This window comes from Micromonospora coxensis (assembly GCF_900090295.1).
In the GTDB taxonomy this organism is placed as follows: Bacteria; Actinomycetota; Actinomycetes; order Mycobacteriales; family Micromonosporaceae; genus Micromonospora; species Micromonospora coxensis.
In genome coordinates, this window is sequence record NZ_LT607753.1 from 710,851 (window position 1) to 728,660 (window position 17,810).

Consider the following 17,810-nt stretch of genomic DNA (forward strand, 5'->3'; position numbering starts at 1 on the left):
ACCGCTGCGGGTACTGGACCTGCGCGGCAACCCGATCTCCGGGCAGGAGTGCCCGCGCGTCCGACGCCTGCTGCCGCAGGCGCTGGTACACCACGGATCCCCCGCCATCCGTGGCCACCTGGATGAGGTGACACCCACGCCGCACCCGCGATCATGGGACGCGACGCGACGCGACGACGAGACGGAGGACGAGCTTGTTCGGCAACAGGGTCACCCGGGATGAGCACGAGCGGTTGCTGGCCCGCCTCGACAAGCTGGAACAGAAGGTGCGCCGCGTCGACGCGGCCACCGCGCAGGCCGCGCCGCTGCTGCAGGACACCGACCGGCTGGCCCGCCTGGCCACGGAGGCACAGCGGACGGTCGAGGCGGTGCAGGCCGCCGTGTCCGGCGCCGCCGCCACGGCGGACCGGCCCACCTCGGCACGCTTCCGCCCCCGCTTCAACCAGGTGTACCAGGCGAAGGGCTACGGATACGTCGCCGCCTACTTCACCGGCGGCCGGACCGGCACGGTGCGCCTGCTGGTCGGCGACGAGAACCCGCCGGAGTACTGCATCAGCGAGGCGAACGTCGCCAACGACATCAACAGCTTCCTGGGCGGGATCGTCCGTCCCGGCGAGCACTGGATGCTGCAGACGAAAGGGGCGGCCGGCTTCACCACCTGCTTCACCCCGATGTACTGACGCCTCGGCGAGCAGGATCCTTCCCCTACGGCAGCCGGAACGTCCGGGTGGCGTACGGGCCGAGCGGGATTCCGGCGCTCGGGTCGCACACCTCCGCGCCGGCCGTCTCCGCCAGATCGCACTCCGTCAGCGGCCCGTCGACGCCGGTGACCGTGGCGACCACCTCGGTCGACGTCGGGTTGACCAGGCGCAGCACCGCCCCCTTCCCGTCCTCGGCGGGCTTGTGCGCCGAGACCAGCGCCCCGTCGACCCGCAACCCGGTCACCGGTGCGGGCGCGGCCCGACCGGGCCGAAGTTGCCAGGCGCGCAGCGGGGCCCGCCGTCGGGCGGCCGCGGCAGCCACCGACGCCTCGTCGGTGTCCAGCCGGACACCGACCGACGCCCGGACCGTACGCCGGCACTGTGCCTCGGGCGTACGCAGCTGCGGGCCGGCGCCGGCGGTGCGTGCCCGCAGGTCCGGGCGTGACAGCCAGCCCACCGCGCGCAGGATCGTCACCGCCAGCGACGGCCGGTCACCGGCGACGCCCTGCACCTCGGGCAGTCCCGGGGCGAGGACCGCCAGGCCCGGCAGCGCGGACCAGGACCGGACCGGGGCGACCCCGGCGTCGGCCTCGTGACCGCGGTCGGTGGGCAGCGCGCCGAGCGGCGCCTTGAGCGGCCGTTCCAGCACGCTGAAATGGGTGTCCGCCCGCCAGGTGGTGGCCGGTGCGTCGGCCGGGAAGTGCGCCTGGACGCGGTGGTCGTCGGCGATGTTGTCGAACTCGACGGTCCAGTCCAGCTCGGGCACGCCGGCCCACAGCGTCGCGGTGATCGTCAGCGGCAGGACCACCCGCTCGGCGCGGCGGGCGCTGCGGTCGGCGGTCAGCCCCGCCGGGACGTCCAGGTCGGCGCGCACCACGATCCGGGAGGCGACGTCGCTGTCGTGGACGTGGGCGTCACGGAGCACCGGCACGACGGTCTCGTCGGACACCGGCGGGTCGTAGGTGTACGTGTCGCCCGCGTCACCGACGTCGACCAGCCGGCCGAGGCCGGGCAGCGTCCGCCCGGACGCGACGTCGACCAGGGTGAAGGAGGCGTCGTCGGCCACGGTGACCCGCCAGCCGTCCCGGGTGACGGAGCGCCCGGGGACCCCGTCGGCGGGGGTGCCCGCCTCGCCGGCCGAGACGGTGGCGGTGTAGCCGGTCCACCCACCGGCCGGCGCGTCAGCGACGAAGGCGAGCCGGTGCCGCACGGTGTCCCGGGTGTCCGGGAGGATGTCCAGGTCGGCGCAGAACAGCGGAGTCGGCTCCACCTCGCGCAGCTCGTACGGGACCGGGGCGCCGGACGTGTCGCGCAGACCGGTGACGGTGTGCCCCGGCGCGGTGTACACGTCCACGGTGACCGGCGCGGTGGTCGGCGCGGCGTGCGGGTTGAGCACCACCACGGCGGCGGCGTCGGTGACCGGGTCCCCGGCCAACCGGGTGTCCAGGCCGAGGTCGAGCAGGGCCCGCTCGAGCAGGTGCTCGCCGACCTGGACGGCCTTGGCGAAGCGGACCTCGTTCTCCCGGTGCACCTCGTCCACCGAGCAGCCGCAGATCGAGTCGTGCGGGGCGTTCTGCAGCACCAGGTCCCAGGCGTGGCGCAGCAGCCCGACCGCCGACGCGCGCCGGGCCCGGACGGTGAGCGGCTCGACCCACGACTCCAGCAGCGTCTCGGCCGCCGCGTTGGCCTGCTTGAGGTAGAGGCGGGTGGAGAGGGTGCCGGCCAGCACGAAGGTCAGCCAGTCGCCCGGGTGGCGCAGCTCGCCCGTCACGACCGCGTCGGCCGGCATCCGGTCGCGGATCAGGTCGAAGTAGCCGGCGAGGGTGCCCTCGGTGGCCGCGAGCCCGGCGGGCAGCGGCCGGGGGGCGAGATGGTCACCGCCGTTGAGCAGCAGATACGGTCCGTCGGCGTCGCGTGCGGACTGCTTGGACCGGAACGCGTCGAGCCGCTCCGGCGCGGATGCGGCCTCCCACAGCACCTCCGGCTCGTAGTAGCCCTGGTTGACCGCGAGCACCGCCGAGCCGTCCGGGGAGCGCCAGGTGAACCGGGCGTGCCGCGGTGGCGCGCCGCGCCAGACCAGCGCGGTGTCCAGCCCGAAGCCGCGCAGCACCCGGGGCAGGTCGGCCGGGTGGCCGAAGGCGTCCGGGCAGTAGCCGATGGTGGCCAGCTCCAGGCCGAGGTCGGCCGCGACCCGGCGGGCGGCGAGGAGGTTGCGGATCAGGTTCTCGCCGGAGACGAGCTGGTTGTCGGCGAGCACGTGCCACGGGCCCACCGACAGTCGACCGGCGGCGGCGTGCCCGCGTACCCGCTCGGCGAGATCGGGGCGGACGGCGAGCGCGTCGGCCGCGGTGATGGTCTGCCCGTCCAGGTGGAAGGTGGACAGCTCGCCCCGGTCGAGCTGGTCGCAGATCCGCTCGACCAGCTCGGCGAGACGCGCCCGGAACGACTCCATCGGCCGGTACCACTCGCGGTCCCAGTGCGTGTGGTGCACCACGTGGACGGTCATGACAGCTCCCGAGAGGTGACGAGGGCGGCGGCGAACCGCGAGGTGATCACGGCGGGCCGGGTGATGGCGGTGCCGACGACCACGCTGTGGGCGCCGAGGCGCAGCGCCTCGGCGGCCTCCTCGGGCGTGTTGATCCGCCCCTCGGCCACCACGGGCACCGGCAACCGGGCGGCCAACGCGCCGACGAGGTCCAGGTCTGGGTCGTGCGGCACGGCGCCCCCGGTGTAGCCGGCGAGGGTGGTGCCGACCAGGTCGACCCCGGCGGCGACCGCGGCCTGCGCGTCGGCCAGGGCGGCGACGTCGGCCATGACGAGCACGTCGTACCGCTCGCGCAGCGCCGCCACCGTGTCGGCGAGGGTACGCCCGTCGGGGCGCTGCCGCCGGGTGCCGTCGACCGCGACGATGTCCACCCCGGTCTCGGCGACGGCGAGGACGTGCGTCAGGGTCGGGGTGATGTAGACGCCGCTCGTGCCGTCCTTGACCAGCCCGATCAGCGGGGTGTCCGGCAGAGCGGCGCGCAGCGCCCGCAGGTCCCGCAGGCCCTGGGCCCGGATGCCGGCGGCGCCGCCGCGCAGCGCCGAGCGGGCGAGCGCGACGATGTGCGCCGGGTCGTCCAGCGGCTCGCCGGGATCGGCCTGGCAGGAGACCACCAACCGGCCTCGGAGGTCGTCGAGCACGGTCATCGGATGAGATCCTCCAGTACGGCCCCGAAGGGGCGGGTGGTGTCGGCGATCGACGGGCCTGCCCCGAGCGCGAGTGCCGCCCGGCGCACCGCGTCGACGTCGCCGCAGCCGGCGGGTCGGTCCGGTTCGACGGCGAGTGAGGCACGCCGGTCCCCCTCCAGGGCGCCGTGCGCGGCGGCGAGGTGGACGGCGGCGAACCGGGGATCGTCGGTGGACACGTCGGCGATCCAGGCCAGCGGCACCCCGGCGGCGACCAGGTCACGCTGCACGGCGATCAGCAGCGCCGGGTCGGTGAGCACGTCACCGACCGACCGCCGCTGCGCCGCGCACCGCGCGGCGAGCGTCCCGGCGGCCTCGCCGACGGCCCACTCGCCGTGGTGCACCCGGTACGCGGCGGCGGCGATCTGTGTGGCGCCGAGGTTCTTCGCGGCGGCGAGCAGGTTCACCGCGCCGCGCGGCACCAGCGCGGACGCCGGGATCGTGAACGGCGCGGTGGGTCGGTACACCGGTGCCGGGTGCCCGGTGCGTTCGTGCAGGTCGACGTGGTACCAGGTGACGCCGAGCGAGCCGGGCAGGTGCCGGGCGCGGGCCCGCCCCTCGACCGGCGCGAGGTCGTGGCCGGTGACCGGCCGGTCGACGACGATCCGCCGGGATTCGCGCAGGTACGGCGCCTCGGCGAAGCCGTCCGGGGTGCCGGCGGCCTCCGGGGCCAGGCGCAGGCCGGGAAATCCGCGCCCACCGTCCTCACGGGGCGCCTCGGTGCGGAGCCAGTGCACGAAGGCGGCGGTCAGCTCCCGGCCGGCCCGTTCGGCGCCGGCCGGGTCACCGAGCGGATCCTGCCCGGCGCAGTCGTTCGACGCCCAGTTGAGCACGACCAGCTCGGGGGCCGTGGCGCGCAGCCTCCGGTAGGTCCAGAACGGCGGCTTGCCGTCCGGCCCGTCGGTGAACATCCGGTAGCGGTGCACGTCGCCGTCCCAGCCGGCGATGTCGAAGCAGAGGCGGTGGCGCAGCTCGGCGTACCGGGCGGGGGCGGGGCCGGTGAAGTCGGCGCCGGGGTGGTGCTCGACCAGCGCGCACCAGGTGAACGACTGCTGGGCGGCCGGGTCGGGGCCGCCGGGCACCGCATCCGGCTCGCCGTGGGCGTCGCGTCCCTCCGAGCCGTGCAGGGTGGCGAATCCGGCGAGGGGCGCGAGGTCGCCGCGCTCGGTCGCGTCGCAGAAGACGGTCGCGGCGATCACCGTGCCGTCGTCGAGGGTGACGTCGTGGACCCGGCCGTCCGTGGCTCGTACGGCCACCGGCGAGCGACCCGTCAGCACGGTGACGCCCGCCTCGGCGAGCAGCTCGTCGAGGATCCGCCCGGCGACGGCCGGCTCGAAGCAGAGCCGGCTCACCCAGCCGCCGCCCGGGTTGGCGACGCCACCGTAGTGGGCGCGGACGGCGGCCCGGAACGCCCGGTAGGACGCCGACGCGCCGAAGCTCTCGATGTGCGGATGCTCGTCGAGCGCGGGCAGGGCCTGCGTGGTGACCTGCCCGCCGACGCGTGAGTACTCGTCGGTCACCAGCACGCTGCGCCCGGCGCGGGCGGCGGCGAGGGCGGCGGCGACCCCGCCGAGGCCGCCGCCGACGACGGCGACGTCGACGGTGACCGTCGGGTCAGGGCTGTCCACCGGTCTCCTCCAGGGCGAAGTCGATCTCGTAGGTGCGCTGCCACGGCAGACTCACCGAGCGGGGCGCCGCCAGTCCGGGCACCGGCCGCAGCTCGCGCCAGCGCCGGTCGAGCAGCTCGACGATCCGGGCGGTCACCGCCGGCGTCTCGGCGGCCGGGACGTGATCGTGGCGGGTCGGGTCGGTGCCGCGCTCGCGGCGCAGCCGGGGTCGGGCGTAGGACATGTAGAGGTGGTCGTCGACCAGCCGGTGCGCGAGCAGCCGGCGGGCCGCCGCCGGGTCCAGGGTGCCGTGGGCCCGTCCGACCTGGTACGCGACGAGCGTCGCGAGGGCGCTGCCGAGGGTGTTGCCGGCGGTGTTCCAGCCGGCGAACGCGGCGAGCCGGGCGAGGGCGCCGTCGGCGGCGAGGTCGGCCACCAGCCGCGGGTCGGCGCCGTTGCCGAGCGCACAGTCGGCGAGGGCGACGGTGTGACCGTCGGCGAGCAGCCGGCGGACCAGTGCGGCGGTGCGGGCGACCGGTGCCGGGTCGGTGTCGACCGGCGGGGCGGTGGCCCAGTCGGCGTCGACGGGCTGTGGCGCGTGCACCACCAGCACCGCCTCGGCGGCGGCGCCGTCCACGAGGTCGGCGCCGGCCGCGGCGGCCTGGCTGGCGACGCCGGCGCCGATGGGCACCGGCTCGTAGCGGGCCACCCGCCGCAGTCCGTCCGGCTCGGCGCAGGCGATGGCGACGCGGGGCCGGTGCCCGGCCGCCGAGGTGAGGGTGCGGGCCACCAGCACCGCGCCGATCTCGTCCGCGCCGGGATGGGCCAGCACCCGGTCGCCGAGCTCCAGCCACCCGGTCCAGGCGCGCAGCCACCGCCACTCGGCGGTGCCGACCGCGGCCGGCGCGGTGTCGTCGGCGCCGACGACCAGGGTGTCGAGCACCCCCTCGGCGGCGAGGGAGAGCGCGACCTGGTTGAGGACGTGGTTGCGCTGCCGGCGGCGCAGGAAGTCCTGCCGCACCGGGGCGGGCACGTCGGTCGACGGCCGGGCACCGGCGCCGTCGAGGAGACGGTGCAGGTCGGCGGAGTACGCGTGCAGCGCCCGCCCGTACGTGGCCCAGTAGTCGGGCTCCTCCCCGGCGTCGTCGGCGTCCGGAGTGCGCTGCACGACGGTGGCGGCGTGCACCGGTCCGGCCACGTCGCGCAGCGCCGCCCAGCGGTCGAGCACGACCGGTACGGGTTCGTGGTGCAGCCGGGAGGCGATCAGTCCGCCGTGCCCGAGGGTCTCCAGGGCGACCACGGCCGCCTCGGCGGAGGTGGAGCGCAACCAGTCGGCGAGCCGGTCCGGGTCGCCGGGGCGGCGACCGGCCGGCAGCAACGCCGCCGGGGGCGTGTCGACGGCGGCCCCGGCGACGGCGGCCACCATCGCCGGCAGCACCCGGCACACCGGCCGGTCGTCCAGCGGGACCAGCGCCAGCCGGATCACCGCGGCACCGCCCGCGACGCCGTGGCTCCCGATCGGCCGTTCGTGTCCAGGTCCGCCGCGGCCCGGTGAGCGGTGTCGACGCCGCTCGACGCCGGCGGCGAGGACGCCGCCCCGCCGGTCGGCTGCGGCAGCGCCCGCAGCGCCGCCTCGGCGGCCCCGACGAGCTGCGCGTCGGTGCCGAGCGCGGCCGGCACCAGCGCCACCTCGCCGAGCACGGGCAGGCAGGAGGCGGCGAACGCGGGGCGCAGCGCGTCGAGCAGCTCCGGCACGGCGGCCCCGCCACCGACCACGACGACGTCCGGGTCGAGGGTGTTGGCCAGGCCGGCCAGCGCGACGCCGAGGGCCTCTCCGGCCCGGGTGATCACCGCGAGCGCCGCCGGGTCGCCGGCCCGGGCACGGCGTACCACCTCGGTGAGGGCGAGCCCGACGGCGCCGGTGCGCGCGGCGTAGCCGGCGGCCATCGCGGGGCCGGCCGCGACCGCCTCGACGTGCCCGGTCGCGCCGCACGGGCAGGGCAGCCCGACGGCCTGCGGCACCGGCACGTGCCCGACGTGTCCGGCGGCGCCGCGCCGGCCGGTGAGCAGCCGGCCTTCGGTCAGCACCCCACCACCGACGCCGGTGCCGACGGCGACGCCGAGCACCGTGGGCAGCCCGCGCCCGGCGCCGTGCACCGCCTCGCCGAGGGTGAACGCCTGAACGTCGTTGAGGACGGCCCCGGGCAGCCCGAGCCGGGTCCGCGTCCCGGCCACCACGTCCACGTCGGACCAGTCGCGGATCGACGAGGTGGCGGCGGTGACCCGGTCGGTGCCGGGATCGACCAGGCCAGGGGCGCCGACGCCGACCGCGACCGGCGCGCCGCCGAGGGAACGCACCAGCGCGGCGGCGGTGTCGAGGACGGCGGCGGCTCCGTCGGTGGCCGGCGTGGGCGCCTGGGTACGGGCGAGCACGGCGCCGCCGCGGACCAGCGCGGCGGCGGTCTTCGTGCCGCCGATGTCGACGGCGGCGACGACGGGCGCAGTCATGGTGTCCTTCGGGTCACGGTGATGCGGAAGTCGTAGCGGTCGGCCCGGTAGATGCTCTCGGCCCGCTCGACGGCGGTGCCGCTCTCGTCGTAGGTGACCCGGTCCACCCGCAGGGCGGGCGAGTACGGGGCCACCTGCAACAGCCGGGCCTGCTCGGCGTCGACGACCGTCGCGGCGATGACCTGGTCGGCGTGGTGCGGGCGGACACCCCGCTCGGCGAGGGCCTCGTAGAGGGACCCGGCGATGACGGACGCGTCCAGGTCGCCGATCCGCTCGGCGGGCAGCCACACCTCCTCCAGACACATCGGCAGGCTGTCGGCGAGGCGCAGTCGGCGCACGTGCACCACGTCCGCGCCGGGCGAGACGGCCAGGTCCCGGGCGACCTGCACCGACGCCGACGCGACGGTGAGGTCGAGCAGCCGCGAGTCCGGGGTGAGCCGGCGGTTGCGCATGTCCTCGCTGAACGAGGTGAGCGCGAGCGACTTGGAGATGGTGGCCGGGTCGGCCACGAAGGTGCCGGCGCCCTGGGCGCGGTAGACCAGGCCCTCCTCTTCCAGGCGGCCGATCGCCTGCCGGACGGTGGCCCGGCTCACGCCGAAGCGGGCGACCAGTTCACGTTCGCTGGGCAGCGGGTCGTGCGGTCGCAGGTCCGCGCCGATCTCGGCGCGCAGCGCCGTGTAGAGCGCCTCGTGCTTGTAGCCGGCCTTGTTGAGCACACTCACCCCTTCACGCCACCTTCGCCGACCCCGCGGAAGAACAGCCGCTGCAGGGCGAAGAAGACTGCCATCAGCGGCAGCACCGCGATCATCGTGCCAGCGGCGACGACCCGCTGGTCGTTGGTGAAGGTGCCGGACAGGTACTGCAGACCCACGGTCAGGGTGAAGTTGTCCGGGTTCTTCAGCACGATCAGCGGCCAGAGGAAGTCGTCCCAGGCGAAGAGGAAGCTGAACACGCCGACGACGGCGAGCGAGCCGCGCACGCTGGGCAGCGCCACCTTCCAGAACCGGGCCCACTCCCCCGCGCCGTCGATCGAGGCGGCCTCCTCCACCTCGCGCGGCAGGGCGAGGAAGGCGGTCCGCATGACCAGGATGGACAGGCCGGACACCGCGCCGGGCAGCAGCACGCCGAGCAGGGTGTCGACCAGGCCGAGGCTGCGTACGGTCAGGAAGACGTTGACCATGATGACCTCGAACGGCACCACCAGCGACGCGAGCACGGCGGCGAACACCGCGCCTCGGCCGCGGAAGCGCATCCGGGCCAGCGCGTAGCCCGCCATCGCGCCGAGCAGGCAGTTGGTAAGCACGCTGGCGGTGGCGACCATCGCCGAGTTGGCGATGTAGCGCCAGACCGGGATGACCTCGGCGACCTTGGCGAAGTTGCCGAGTGTCGGGTCCTGCGGCAGCCACGTCACGTCGGGGCCGTAGATCGGCTCGGCGGTGCCCTTGAGCGAGGTGAGCAGCTGCCACGCGAATGGTCCGACCAGCAGTACGGCCATGGCCAGCAGCAGGACGTAGCGCAGAGCCACCGGGCCGTGGCGCCTCATGCCTCGCTCCCCTCGTTCCGGCGACGCAGCACCAGCGCCAGGACGGACAGACCGAGGGTGCCGACGAAGAGCACCAGGCTCATCGCCGAGGCGTACCCGATCTCGCCGTCGACGCCGAGGCCGACCTCCCGGATGTAGTAGACGATCGACTTGGCCTGCCCGCCCGGGCCGGCGGTGCCGGAGGACATCACGTAGATCTCGGCGAAGACCTTGGTCGCGGAGATCGCCGACAGCGCGCCGACCAGCAGCATCGTCGGGCGTACGGTCGGCACGGTCACCGACCGGAACCGGCGGATCGCCCCGGCGCCGTCGACCTTGGCCGCCTCGTACAGCTCGCTCGGCACGTTGGACAGGGCCGCCAGGTAGATGACCATGTAGTAGCCGAGGCCCTTCCAGACGGTCACCAGCATGCAGGCGAAGAGCAGCAGCGTCGCGTCGGTGAGGAACGGCAGCGGCTCGGCGACGATCCGCAGCTTGAGCAGGACCGCGTTGACCAGGCCCTCGGAGGACAGCAGCCAGCTCCAGATCAGTCCGACCACCACCATCGAGGCGATGACCGGGGAGTAGAAGACGGCCCGGAAGGCGCCGATGCCGGGCAGCTTGGCGTGCACCAGTTGGGCCAGCAGCAGCGGCAGCAGCACCAGCGCCGGCACCACCACGACCAGGTAGAGGCCGGTGTTGCCCAGGGCGCGGAAGAACTCGTCGTCGGCGGCGAGCCGGCGGAAGTTGGCCAGGCCGGTGAACTCGCCGCCGCCGAGCGCCTGCGCGTCGGTGAAGGCGAGCACGCCGGTGTTGGCCAACGGTCCCCACGTCATCACGGCGGTGACGACCAGGGCCGGGGCGAGGAAGAGCCAGGGCACGTACCAGCGACGGCCGATCACGTCGGGAAGCTCCTGTCGGTTGCGCGGGGTGGTGGCGCCGCCCGCCGAGGGGGGCGGCGGGCGGCGCCGGCGGTGCGGACCTACCGGGCGAGCAGCTTGTTCGCCTCGGCGACGGCCTCGTCCAGGGCGGTCTTCGGGTCGAGGTCGCCCTTGACCGCGAGCTGGACCTTGCCGATCACGGTCGCCTTGGTGCGGTCGTCCCACTGCACCGGGGTGAGGGTCTTGGCCTTGGCGATCTGCTCGGCGGAGATCTTGCGGGCCACGGACGTGGGGTCGGTGTCGGTGACCTGGGTGAAGTACGGATCCTTCAGGGAGTCCGCAGTGGACGGCAGGATCGTCACGATCTTGGCGAAGGCGAGCTGGTTCTCCGCGTTGGTGACGAACTTGGCGAACGCCAGCGCGGTGGCCTGGTTCTTGCTCTTACGGGGGATCAGCAGACCCATCACCGACATGTTCGTGGTGCCCTCGGCGCTGGCGATCTGGCCGGCGACGCCGGTGGCCTTCGCCACCGCCGGGGCGTTCTCGCCGACCACCTTGAGGAAGTTCGGGCCGGAGGGGAAGAGCGCGGTACGCCCGGCCGAGTACGCCTCGGTGGCCTTCGAGTGGTTCTCGGTCAGCCAGTCCGGAGCGATCGCCTTGCTCGCGTACAGGTCACGCAGCGCGGTCACGTACTGCACGGCCTCCGGAGTGTTGAAGGTCCACTGCGTGGCGTCGGCGTTGAGCAGCGGCACACCGAGCTTGGCGAGGTTCGGCACGAAGGTGTTCTCCAGCGCCGGGTGCCAGCCGTAGAAGGCGCCCTTGCCGGCCGCGGAGAGCTGCCTGGTCTGGGCGAGCAGCTCGTCGATGGTCTTCGGCGGGGTGTTCGGGTCGAGACCGGCCTTGGCGTAGAGGTCCTTGTTGTACATGGTGACCTCGCTGGTGAGGTACCACGGCAGGCCGTACGCGCCCGACTGTCCCGGGACCTTGAAGGCGTCCCAGGCGCCCGGGACGTGGCTGCCCTTGACGTCGGCGGCGTTCTTGTCGAGGTCGACGAAGACGCCCTGCTTCTCCAGCTTCTGGGCGAAGTTCGGGTTGAGGTTGACCACGTCCGGCAGCGTCCCGGCCTGGGCGTCGTTGGTGATCTTCTCCTGCGCGCCCTGGAACGGCAGGTCGATCCAGTTGACCTTGGTGCCGGGGTGCTTCGCCTCGAAGTCGGCGATGAGCTTGGTGATGTACTCGTCGAACGTCGGCTTGAGCGCCAGCGTCGAGAAGGTGATCTCGCCCTTGACCTCGCCGCTGATCGTGTCGCCACCGGCTCCACCGGAGGCGGCGTCGTCGCCGCTGGACAGGCCGCAGCCGCTGACGAGAAGCACGGCCGCCAGGGCGGCGGCCGCGAAGGCGCGGGTACGCCTCATGAGGGGTCCTCCAGAGGGGGGTAGTGGTACGGACCAGTGCCGGTGACTCTGGACCATGAACGAGAGGTGGTCAAGTCCTGCCTGGCGATTGGATGCCGGATGTCCCGTTTAGGCACCGCAGCGAAGCCTTGACTTGTCCGTACCACCGGGACCACGATGAGCCGCATGCCTACCCCCACCCCCCTCCGCCGGATCACCGTCGCCGGCATCGCCGGAGCTCTCCTGCTCGGCCTGACGGCCGTCCCGGCGGCCGCCGCCGACCCCGGCCTGCCGACCGTCGTCGCCGCCGACGGCTCCACCGCCACCATCGACGCGATCAACCCCTCCTCGCGAGCCGCCGGCATGCTCGCCCTCTACACCCCGGACGCCGGCGCCGAGACAAAGACGAACGCCTTCGGCGGCGAGGCCGTGCTGCGCGCGCTCGGCGGCGGCACGTACGAGGTGCTCAGCGTCTGCACCGTCTTCGACGCCTGCCCGAAGCCCGGCAACAACACCATCCCCGCCGACGGGGCGGTCCTGTCCGCGTCCCCGCCCGAGGCAGGCGGCACCGACGACCGGCGCTTCATCCGTGACCGCCTGCGCGCCGGCGACCGGGTGCAGCTGCGTAACCTGCTCATCCGCACGGCCACCACCACCGTGACCGCCACCGACCCGACCGCGGCCAGCCACCCGGGCGGCATCGACCCCGCCACCGGCCAGTGCTTCCCGGGCTGCCGCGGCGCCGAGCAGCTGATCGCCTACACCTCCGCCGCCGGCCGACCCACCACCGGCACCAACGACTTCGGCTACGAGATCACCGTGACCGGCGACCGGGTCACCGCCCGCGGCGGCGGCAACAGCGCCATCCCGGCCGACGGATTCGTGCTCTCCGGGCACGGATCCCGCGGCTCCTGGCTGGAGGGCAACGCCCCGCTGGGCGCGAAGGTCACCCTCGACGGCGACACCGTGACCGTCGAGGTCGACGCGCAGAGCTACCTGCTCGGCGCGGAGCGGGCCGCCGCCACCGCCCGCACCGCCTCCACCGCCGCCGTCGCCTCCTGCCTCGCCGTCGACCCCGCGTCGATCGACACCGCCCTCGCCGAGTCCGCCAGCCTGCTCGACCGGGCCCGCACGGCCGCCGCCACCGACCCGGAACGCGCCGCCGAACTGGCCCGCGACGCCACCCGCCGCGCCGACGTCGCCGGCTACCGCGCCCGGGAGTCGCGCCCCGTCGAGGGTCGGGGCCTCTGGGTACGCCCCATCGAGACCACGCCCGAGCAGATCCGCGCCTCCCTCGACCGGATCGCCGCCGCCGGCTTCAACATGGTCTTCCTGGAGACCGTCTGGGGCGGGTACACCATCTACCCCAGCGGCGTCGCCGAGCGGGCCGGCATCCCCGCCCAACGGCCGGAGATGCGCGGCTTCGACCCGCTGAAGGTGTGGATCGACGAGGCACACGCCCGGGGCGTGGAACTGCACGCCTGGACGCACACGTTCTTCGTGGGCATCGAGGCCGGCGGCGGTCCGGTGCTCAAGGCCCACCCGGAGTGGGCCGCGGTCGAACGCGAGGACGTCGGCAAAACCGGCCCGCAGCCGTCCCGGATGGAACCCGGCTACTTCTGGGTCGACCCGGCCATCCCCGCCGTCCGTGCCCACGTGCTCGCCACCTACGACGAGATCCTGCGCGGCTACGACGTCGACGGGCTGCACCTGGACTACATCCGCTACCCGGTGTCGCTGCCCTACGGGGCGGACTTCTCGTACTCGTCGTACAGCAGGCAGACGTTCGCCGCCACGCACGGCGTCGACCCGTACACCCTCGACCCGCAGTCGCCGCTCTGGGCGACCTGGAACGCCTGGCGAGAGGAGCGGATCACCACCTTCGTCGACGAGGTCCGCGCGCTGCAACGCCGCATCGCCGGCGACCGCAAGCTCTCCGCGGCCGTGTTCGCCGACCCGACCGACGGGCTGAGCAAGAAGTTCCAGAACTGGGGGGCGTGGGTCGACGACGACACCCTGGACTTCCTCACCGGCATGTCCTTCGGCACCTCGGCCGGCTCCGTCGGCCAGGACACCGCGGTGATGCGCGAGCGGGTCGGTGACGTGCCGCTCTACACCGCCACCTACGGGCCGCTGCGCGGCTCCTCCCCCGACCTGGTGCTCGACCAGGTGCAGGCGGTCAACGACGCGGACTCCGACGGCGCGGCGCTGTTCGCGTACAACCAGCTCAACGCCCGCCAGCAGGAGGCGCTGCGGGAAGGGTCGTTCCGCACCCCGTCGGTGGTGCCGCACGCCGACCACCGGGCGGCGGCGCTGCGCGGCGTGACCGCCCTGCGCGACGGCCTCACCCGGGCGACCGCCTGCGCACCCGCCGCCGTCACCGCCGAGGTACGCGCCCGGCTGACCGCCGCCGCCGCGCTGCTGCGCCCCGGCCTGCCTCCCGCCGGCGTCGCGGCGGCCGCCGACCAACTGGAGAAGGCGGCGACCGCCGCAGGCGGCTGGGGTACCAGGGTGCAGCCCGACCTCACCCGACGCACCATCCGCGACCTGCGCATGTACGCCCGCTGGGCGGAACTCGCCTGACCGCCGGCAGGGGGCACCGACCCGGTGCCCCCTGCCGCTCTCCGATCACCGCCGGGCAACGGCTGCTGCTGTTCCCGACCCTGCGACCGTCAGCCGTCGACCGGCTCGGGAGTCAGCCGGTGAAGTTCCATGCCTGGTTCTGGCCGCCGACGCACTCCCACTGCTGCACGAAGGCGCCGGGCGGCGGGGCCGTCAGGGCGGCGTTGGCCGCGTCGAGGCACTTGTCGCTGTGCCCGGCCCGCAGCTCCCACTTGTCGTCGGCACGGCGCTGGAGGTGCCAGGTCTGGTTCGCGCGCCAGCCACAGTTCTCCAGCACCAGGCCGGCCCCGTTCTCCGTCCCGCCGCCGCGCACGCTCAGGCACTGCCCGCTGGCGGCGTCCATGATCTGGAAGGCGTTCTGGTAGGCGACCCGTCCGCCCCGACGCAGGAAGCGGACCCGCTCGGTCGGCCGGTTCGTATCCGGTTTCACCTTCATGTCCGCCAGGTCGACGACCAGGTCGTTCCGGCCGGAATAGGCGCTGTGCAGCCGGTCGAGTTCACCGAACTGCACGAACGGCACAGTCGTGGTTTCACCCCGTCTGGAAACGGTTGCCGCCCACCGGTTGGACGCACTCTCGTTGAGCCTCTTGTGCGTTTCCCGGACCTGAGGCGCGACGCAGAGATGATCCTCGGGCGTCGCCTCGCGCCACACGAATCCCTGCTGGCACGTATCCGGCCCGAAGGTCTGGTCGGCCGGGTTGCGGAACTGATTGGGGTTCCTGTTGTCCAGTCTCACGAATTGCCGCATCTTCGGGTCCACGCAGACGTGGTCGTCCGGTCTGGCCTCCCGCCACACGAATCCCTGAGCACAGGTGGAAGGTCCGAAAGGCCCGAAGGCGGCGGCCGCGCCGTGGACGGCGGGACCGATCGACGCCGTACTCCCGGACGCCACTTCCCCATACGCGGGCACGCTGTACGCCGTCGTGCCGATCGCCAGAAGACCGGCAAGAAAGAGCAGTGGTCTCGCACCGGTGATCATGAAAATCACGCTAACACGACGCGCGGAATCATCGACGAGGTATTCACGTCGGGGAGTCCGTCGATTTTCACTCCGAGCCGGTTCCTGCTGCACGTCGACCCGTTCGTCTCCGTGCTCCGCAGGAGGTCCTGTTCACCGCGCCCACGGCGAAAGGGAATTGTCCGTGGACGGTCAGTCGATGGTGCAGAGCGGCCCTTCGGTGAGCACGTGCGCCGCCTTGATCCCGTCGGGCACACCGGACGCCTCCAGCCACTGCGGCTCCAGCCGGTCGGCCCAGCCGACGATCTCCGTCGCCAGGGCGACCGCCCGCTCGTCGCGGCCGTGCACGAGTTCCAGCGCGAGCCGGAGGTACGCGCCCTGCTGGGTACCGACCAGCTCGGCGGCCAGAGCGGCGATCCGGTCCGCGACGCGCACCCGTGACCGGCATGCTGCGCGGCGAGGACAGCGAGCAGGAACCGGATCGCCTGCGGCTCGATGTCCCACCGGTCCAGCAGCACCGCAACCTGATCGTCGACCGTGCGGAACGCGCCCGAACCCGGGAGGTCGTCACACCGAGCCGTCGCCGGTCCGCACGATGAGATCGGCCCGCTCACGGGTGCCGTCCGCGGCGAAGAACTCCCGCTCCTTCACCATCCAGGCCCGCCACAGTGCCTCGACGTCGTAGGGCTGGCCGTGGTCGCGTGCCAGCCCTCGCCGCAGCCGGACGTCCTCCGGCGCCTCGACGAACACGGCGAACGCCAGTCGCCCCACCGTGCAGCGGCGCGTGCAGGTGACGCCTTCGACGACGACGAGGTCGTGGTGCGGCACGGTCCTCCAGCCGCCGAGCGAGTCACCGCGCCAGTCCGACCAGTCGCGTCGCTGGAAGCGCGCGTCCTCGCCGCGCAGCAACGGCCGCAGCACCTGCGCGTCGAAGCGCGGCCACCAGCGCTCACCGGTCGGGTCGTCCCAGGAGACGAAGTCGTCGATCTCGACGATCGGCGCGTGCGCCACCTCGGCCAGCCGCGCCGCGAGCGTGCTCTTGCCGCCGCCGGCGGGGCCGTCGACGCCGATGATGCGTACGCCACCCACCGCCGGCCTGCGGGCGACCTCGGCGAGGATGCCGTCGATGTCCACGATCGGAATCTAGGGCATCTGCAATCGGCGTGGCCGGCCAGCCGGTGAACGCGACGATGGCCGAGGCTGTTCGTCCGCCGTTCGCCACGGGGCCGTCCGGCCGTCAGCCGCGGACCCTAGCGTGGGCGACCCGACCGGACGTCCCAGGAGACCGCCTCGCATGACTCCGCCACCGATCGACCGTACCGTGGACGCCGAGGTCACGGCGGTGAGCCGGATCGGTGACACCGCCCCGCACAGCGCCTTCACCGACCTGGTCCGCCATGACGGGGCCTGGTTCTGCGCCTTCCGCGAGGGCGCCTCGCACGTTGCCGGCGACGGCGTGATCCGGGTGCTGGCCTCGCCGGACGGGCGCTCCTGGGCCTCGGCAGCGGTGCTGCGCCGCGACGGCAGCGACCTGCGGGACCCCCGTTTCGTCCCCCGGCCCGACGGCCGGCTGCACCTGTACGCCGCCGCGGTGACCGGCGAGGCCACCCGATCCGTCCGTACCATGGCGTGGCTCTCTCCGGACGGGCACCGCTGGGGCGACCCGACGCCGGTCGGCGAGCCGGACGTCTGGCTGTGGCGGGCGGCATGGCACGCCGGCGCGATGTACGGCGTCGGCTACGCCACCCGCGAGCCCCGCTTCGTCCGGCTGTACCGCAGCGGCGACGGGTGGGACCTGCAACCGGTGGTGCCGACCCTGTTCGCCGACGGCTACCCGAACGAATCGGGCCTGGTGTTCGACCCGGACGACACGGCCATCTGCCTGCTGCGCCGGGACCGGGACGCCGCCACCGCCCAGCTCGGCCGGGCCCGCCCGCCCTACCGGGACTGGCACTGGACGGACCTGGGAGTACAGGTGGGCGGGCCGAGCCTGCTCCGGCTGCCGGACGGCCGGCTGGTCGCCGGCGTGCGCCTCCTCGACGGCCGCCCGCGCACCGCGATCTGCGCCGTCGACGCCGCGCGCGGCGAGCTGACCGAGATGGTCACCCTCCCCTCCGGCGGTGACACCAGCTATCCCGGCATGGTCTGGCACGACGACCTGCTACGGGTCAGCTACTACTCCTCGCACGAGGGGCGCACCTGCATCTACCTCGCGGAGGTGGCAATCGGCCCTGCCCGCCTCCACGGTGGTCACACCAGGTGATCCCGCCCGAGTGGAGCCGGCCCGGCTCGGGACCCCGCAGCCCGCGGATGAAGTCGCGGTGCCCAGTTCGGAGGGTCGCGGCGGTGGAGTTACGGCCGGGCCTCAGCTACGAGCACTCCACGCGCA

The 17,810-nt window shown here is 74.0% G+C and carries 15 protein-coding genes; 3 read left to right on the forward strand and 12 right to left on the reverse strand.

All coding sequences use genetic code 11. The features are described from left to right. The first annotated feature begins 194 nt into the window (after nt 1–194). The gene (locus GA0070614_RS03185) at nt 195–680 is read left to right on the forward strand and encodes a hypothetical protein (protein ID WP_088974560.1); all 486 of its coding nucleotides are present in this window, start codon (nt 195–197) and stop codon (nt 678–680) included. A gap of 25 nt (nt 681–705) precedes the next feature. On the opposite strand, the gene GA0070614_RS03190 is transcribed toward GA0070614_RS03185, so the two are convergent. The 9 genes from GA0070614_RS03190 to GA0070614_RS03230 all read right to left on the reverse strand — a co-directional run bounded on the left by GA0070614_RS03190 (nt 706) and on the right by GA0070614_RS03230 (nt 11,862). Continuing rightward, the gene (locus tag GA0070614_RS03190; protein ID WP_088974561.1) at nt 706–3,207 is read right to left on the reverse strand and encodes a glycoside hydrolase family 38 N-terminal domain-containing protein; all 2,502 of its coding nucleotides are present in this window, start codon (nt 3,205–3,207) and stop codon (nt 706–708) included. Further along, a complete protein-coding gene (locus GA0070614_RS03195; RefSeq protein WP_088974562.1) occupies nt 3,204–3,890 on the reverse strand; it encodes an N-acetylmannosamine-6-phosphate 2-epimerase in 687 nt (228 codons plus the stop codon). Before GA0070614_RS03195 ends, GA0070614_RS03190 begins: the two co-directional genes overlap by 4 nt. Then, nucleotides 3,887–5,557: an FAD-dependent oxidoreductase gene (locus GA0070614_RS03200; protein ID WP_088974563.1), complete on the reverse strand. Its 1,671-nt coding sequence runs from the start codon at nt 5,555–5,557 to the stop codon at nt 3,887–3,889. The genes GA0070614_RS03195 and GA0070614_RS03200 overlap by 4 nt, the downstream gene beginning before the upstream one ends. Continuing rightward, nucleotides 5,544–7,022: a DUF4127 family protein gene (locus tag GA0070614_RS03205; protein WP_157744916.1), complete on the reverse strand. Its 1,479-nt coding sequence runs from the start codon at nt 7,020–7,022 to the stop codon at nt 5,544–5,546. Before GA0070614_RS03205 ends, GA0070614_RS03200 begins: the two co-directional genes overlap by 14 nt. Beyond that, complete coding sequence (locus GA0070614_RS03210; RefSeq protein ID WP_088974565.1) at nt 7,019–8,044, reverse strand: ROK family protein; 1,026 nt, start codon at nt 8,042–8,044, stop codon at nt 7,019–7,021. Before GA0070614_RS03210 ends, GA0070614_RS03205 begins: the two co-directional genes overlap by 4 nt. After that, nucleotides 8,041–8,766: a GntR family transcriptional regulator gene (locus GA0070614_RS03215; RefSeq protein WP_197701414.1), complete on the reverse strand. Its 726-nt coding sequence runs from the start codon at nt 8,764–8,766 to the stop codon at nt 8,041–8,043. The genes GA0070614_RS03210 and GA0070614_RS03215 overlap by 4 nt, the downstream gene beginning before the upstream one ends. Next, nucleotides 8,763–9,587, reverse strand: a complete 825-nt coding sequence (locus GA0070614_RS03220; RefSeq protein WP_088974567.1) for a carbohydrate ABC transporter permease — start codon at nt 9,585–9,587, stop codon at nt 8,763–8,765. The genes GA0070614_RS03215 and GA0070614_RS03220 overlap by 4 nt, the downstream gene beginning before the upstream one ends. Beyond that, nucleotides 9,584–10,468, reverse strand: coding sequence for a carbohydrate ABC transporter permease (locus GA0070614_RS03225; RefSeq protein WP_088974568.1), 885 nt, complete (start codon nt 10,466–10,468; stop codon nt 9,584–9,586). Before GA0070614_RS03225 ends, GA0070614_RS03220 begins: the two co-directional genes overlap by 4 nt. Before the next feature lie 80 nt (nt 10,469–10,548). Then, the gene (locus GA0070614_RS03230; protein WP_157744917.1) at nt 10,549–11,862 is read right to left on the reverse strand and encodes an ABC transporter substrate-binding protein; all 1,314 of its coding nucleotides are present in this window, start codon (nt 11,860–11,862) and stop codon (nt 10,549–10,551) included. A 165-nt stretch (nt 11,863–12,027) separates the two neighbouring features. On the opposite strand from GA0070614_RS03230, the gene GA0070614_RS31385 reads away from it, so the two are divergent. After that, complete coding sequence (locus tag GA0070614_RS31385) at nt 12,028–14,424, forward strand: glycoside hydrolase family 10 protein (protein ID WP_088974570.1); 2,397 nt, start codon at nt 12,028–12,030, stop codon at nt 14,422–14,424. Nucleotides 14,425–14,536: 112 nt separating this feature from the next. Here the strand turns inward: GA0070614_RS31385 and GA0070614_RS03240 are convergent, their stop codons facing one another. The 3 genes from GA0070614_RS03240 to GA0070614_RS03250 all read right to left on the reverse strand — a co-directional run bounded on the left by GA0070614_RS03240 (nt 14,537) and on the right by GA0070614_RS03250 (nt 16,555). After that, the gene (locus GA0070614_RS03240) at nt 14,537–15,442 is read right to left on the reverse strand and encodes an RICIN domain-containing protein (RefSeq protein WP_157744918.1); all 906 of its coding nucleotides are present in this window, start codon (nt 15,440–15,442) and stop codon (nt 14,537–14,539) included. A 171-nt stretch (nt 15,443–15,613) separates the two neighbouring features. After that, the gene (locus tag GA0070614_RS03245) at nt 15,614–15,856 is read right to left on the reverse strand and encodes a hypothetical protein (protein WP_088974572.1); all 243 of its coding nucleotides are present in this window, start codon (nt 15,854–15,856) and stop codon (nt 15,614–15,616) included. A gap of 132 nt (nt 15,857–15,988) precedes the next feature. Next, on the reverse strand, nt 15,989–16,555 hold the full coding sequence (locus GA0070614_RS03250; RefSeq protein WP_331715099.1) for a uridine kinase family protein: 567 nt from the start codon (nt 16,553–16,555) through the stop codon (nt 15,989–15,991). 160 nt (nt 16,556–16,715) lie between these two features. On the opposite strand from GA0070614_RS03250, the gene GA0070614_RS03255 reads away from it, so the two are divergent. Beyond that, nucleotides 16,716–17,684 (forward strand): hypothetical protein, encoded by a 969-nt coding sequence (locus GA0070614_RS03255; protein ID WP_088974573.1) that lies wholly within the window; start codon nt 16,716–16,718, stop codon nt 17,682–17,684. Nucleotides 17,685–17,810 lie beyond the last annotated feature (126 nt).

Excerpts from the sequence above, each read along its gene's own strand:
- GA0070614_RS03190 (WP_088974561.1), bottom strand. The coding sequence starts at position 3,207 with ATGACCGTCCACGTGGTGCACCACACGCACTGGGACCGCGAGTGGTAC.
- GA0070614_RS03195 (WP_088974562.1), bottom strand. The coding sequence starts at position 3,890 with ATGACCGTGCTCGACGACCTCCGAGGCCGGTTGGTGGTCTCCTGCCAG.
- GA0070614_RS03210 (WP_088974565.1), bottom strand. The coding sequence starts at position 8,044 with ATGACTGCGCCCGTCGTCGCCGCCGTCGACATCGGCGGCACGAAGACC.
- GA0070614_RS03220 (WP_088974567.1), bottom strand. The coding sequence starts at position 9,587 with ATGAGGCGCCACGGCCCGGTGGCTCTGCGCTACGTCCTGCTGCTGGCC.
- GA0070614_RS03230 (WP_157744917.1), bottom strand. The coding sequence starts at position 11,862 with ATGAGGCGTACCCGCGCCTTCGCGGCCGCCGCCCTGGCGGCCGTGCTT.
- GA0070614_RS31385 (WP_088974570.1), top strand. The coding sequence starts at position 12,028 with ATGCCTACCCCCACCCCCCTCCGCCGGATCACCGTCGCCGGCATCGCC.
- GA0070614_RS03240 (WP_157744918.1), bottom strand. The coding sequence starts at position 15,442 with ATGATCACCGGTGCGAGACCACTGCTCTTTCTTGCCGGTCTTCTGGCG.
- GA0070614_RS03255 (WP_088974573.1), top strand. The coding sequence starts at position 16,716 with ATGACTCCGCCACCGATCGACCGTACCGTGGACGCCGAGGTCACGGCG.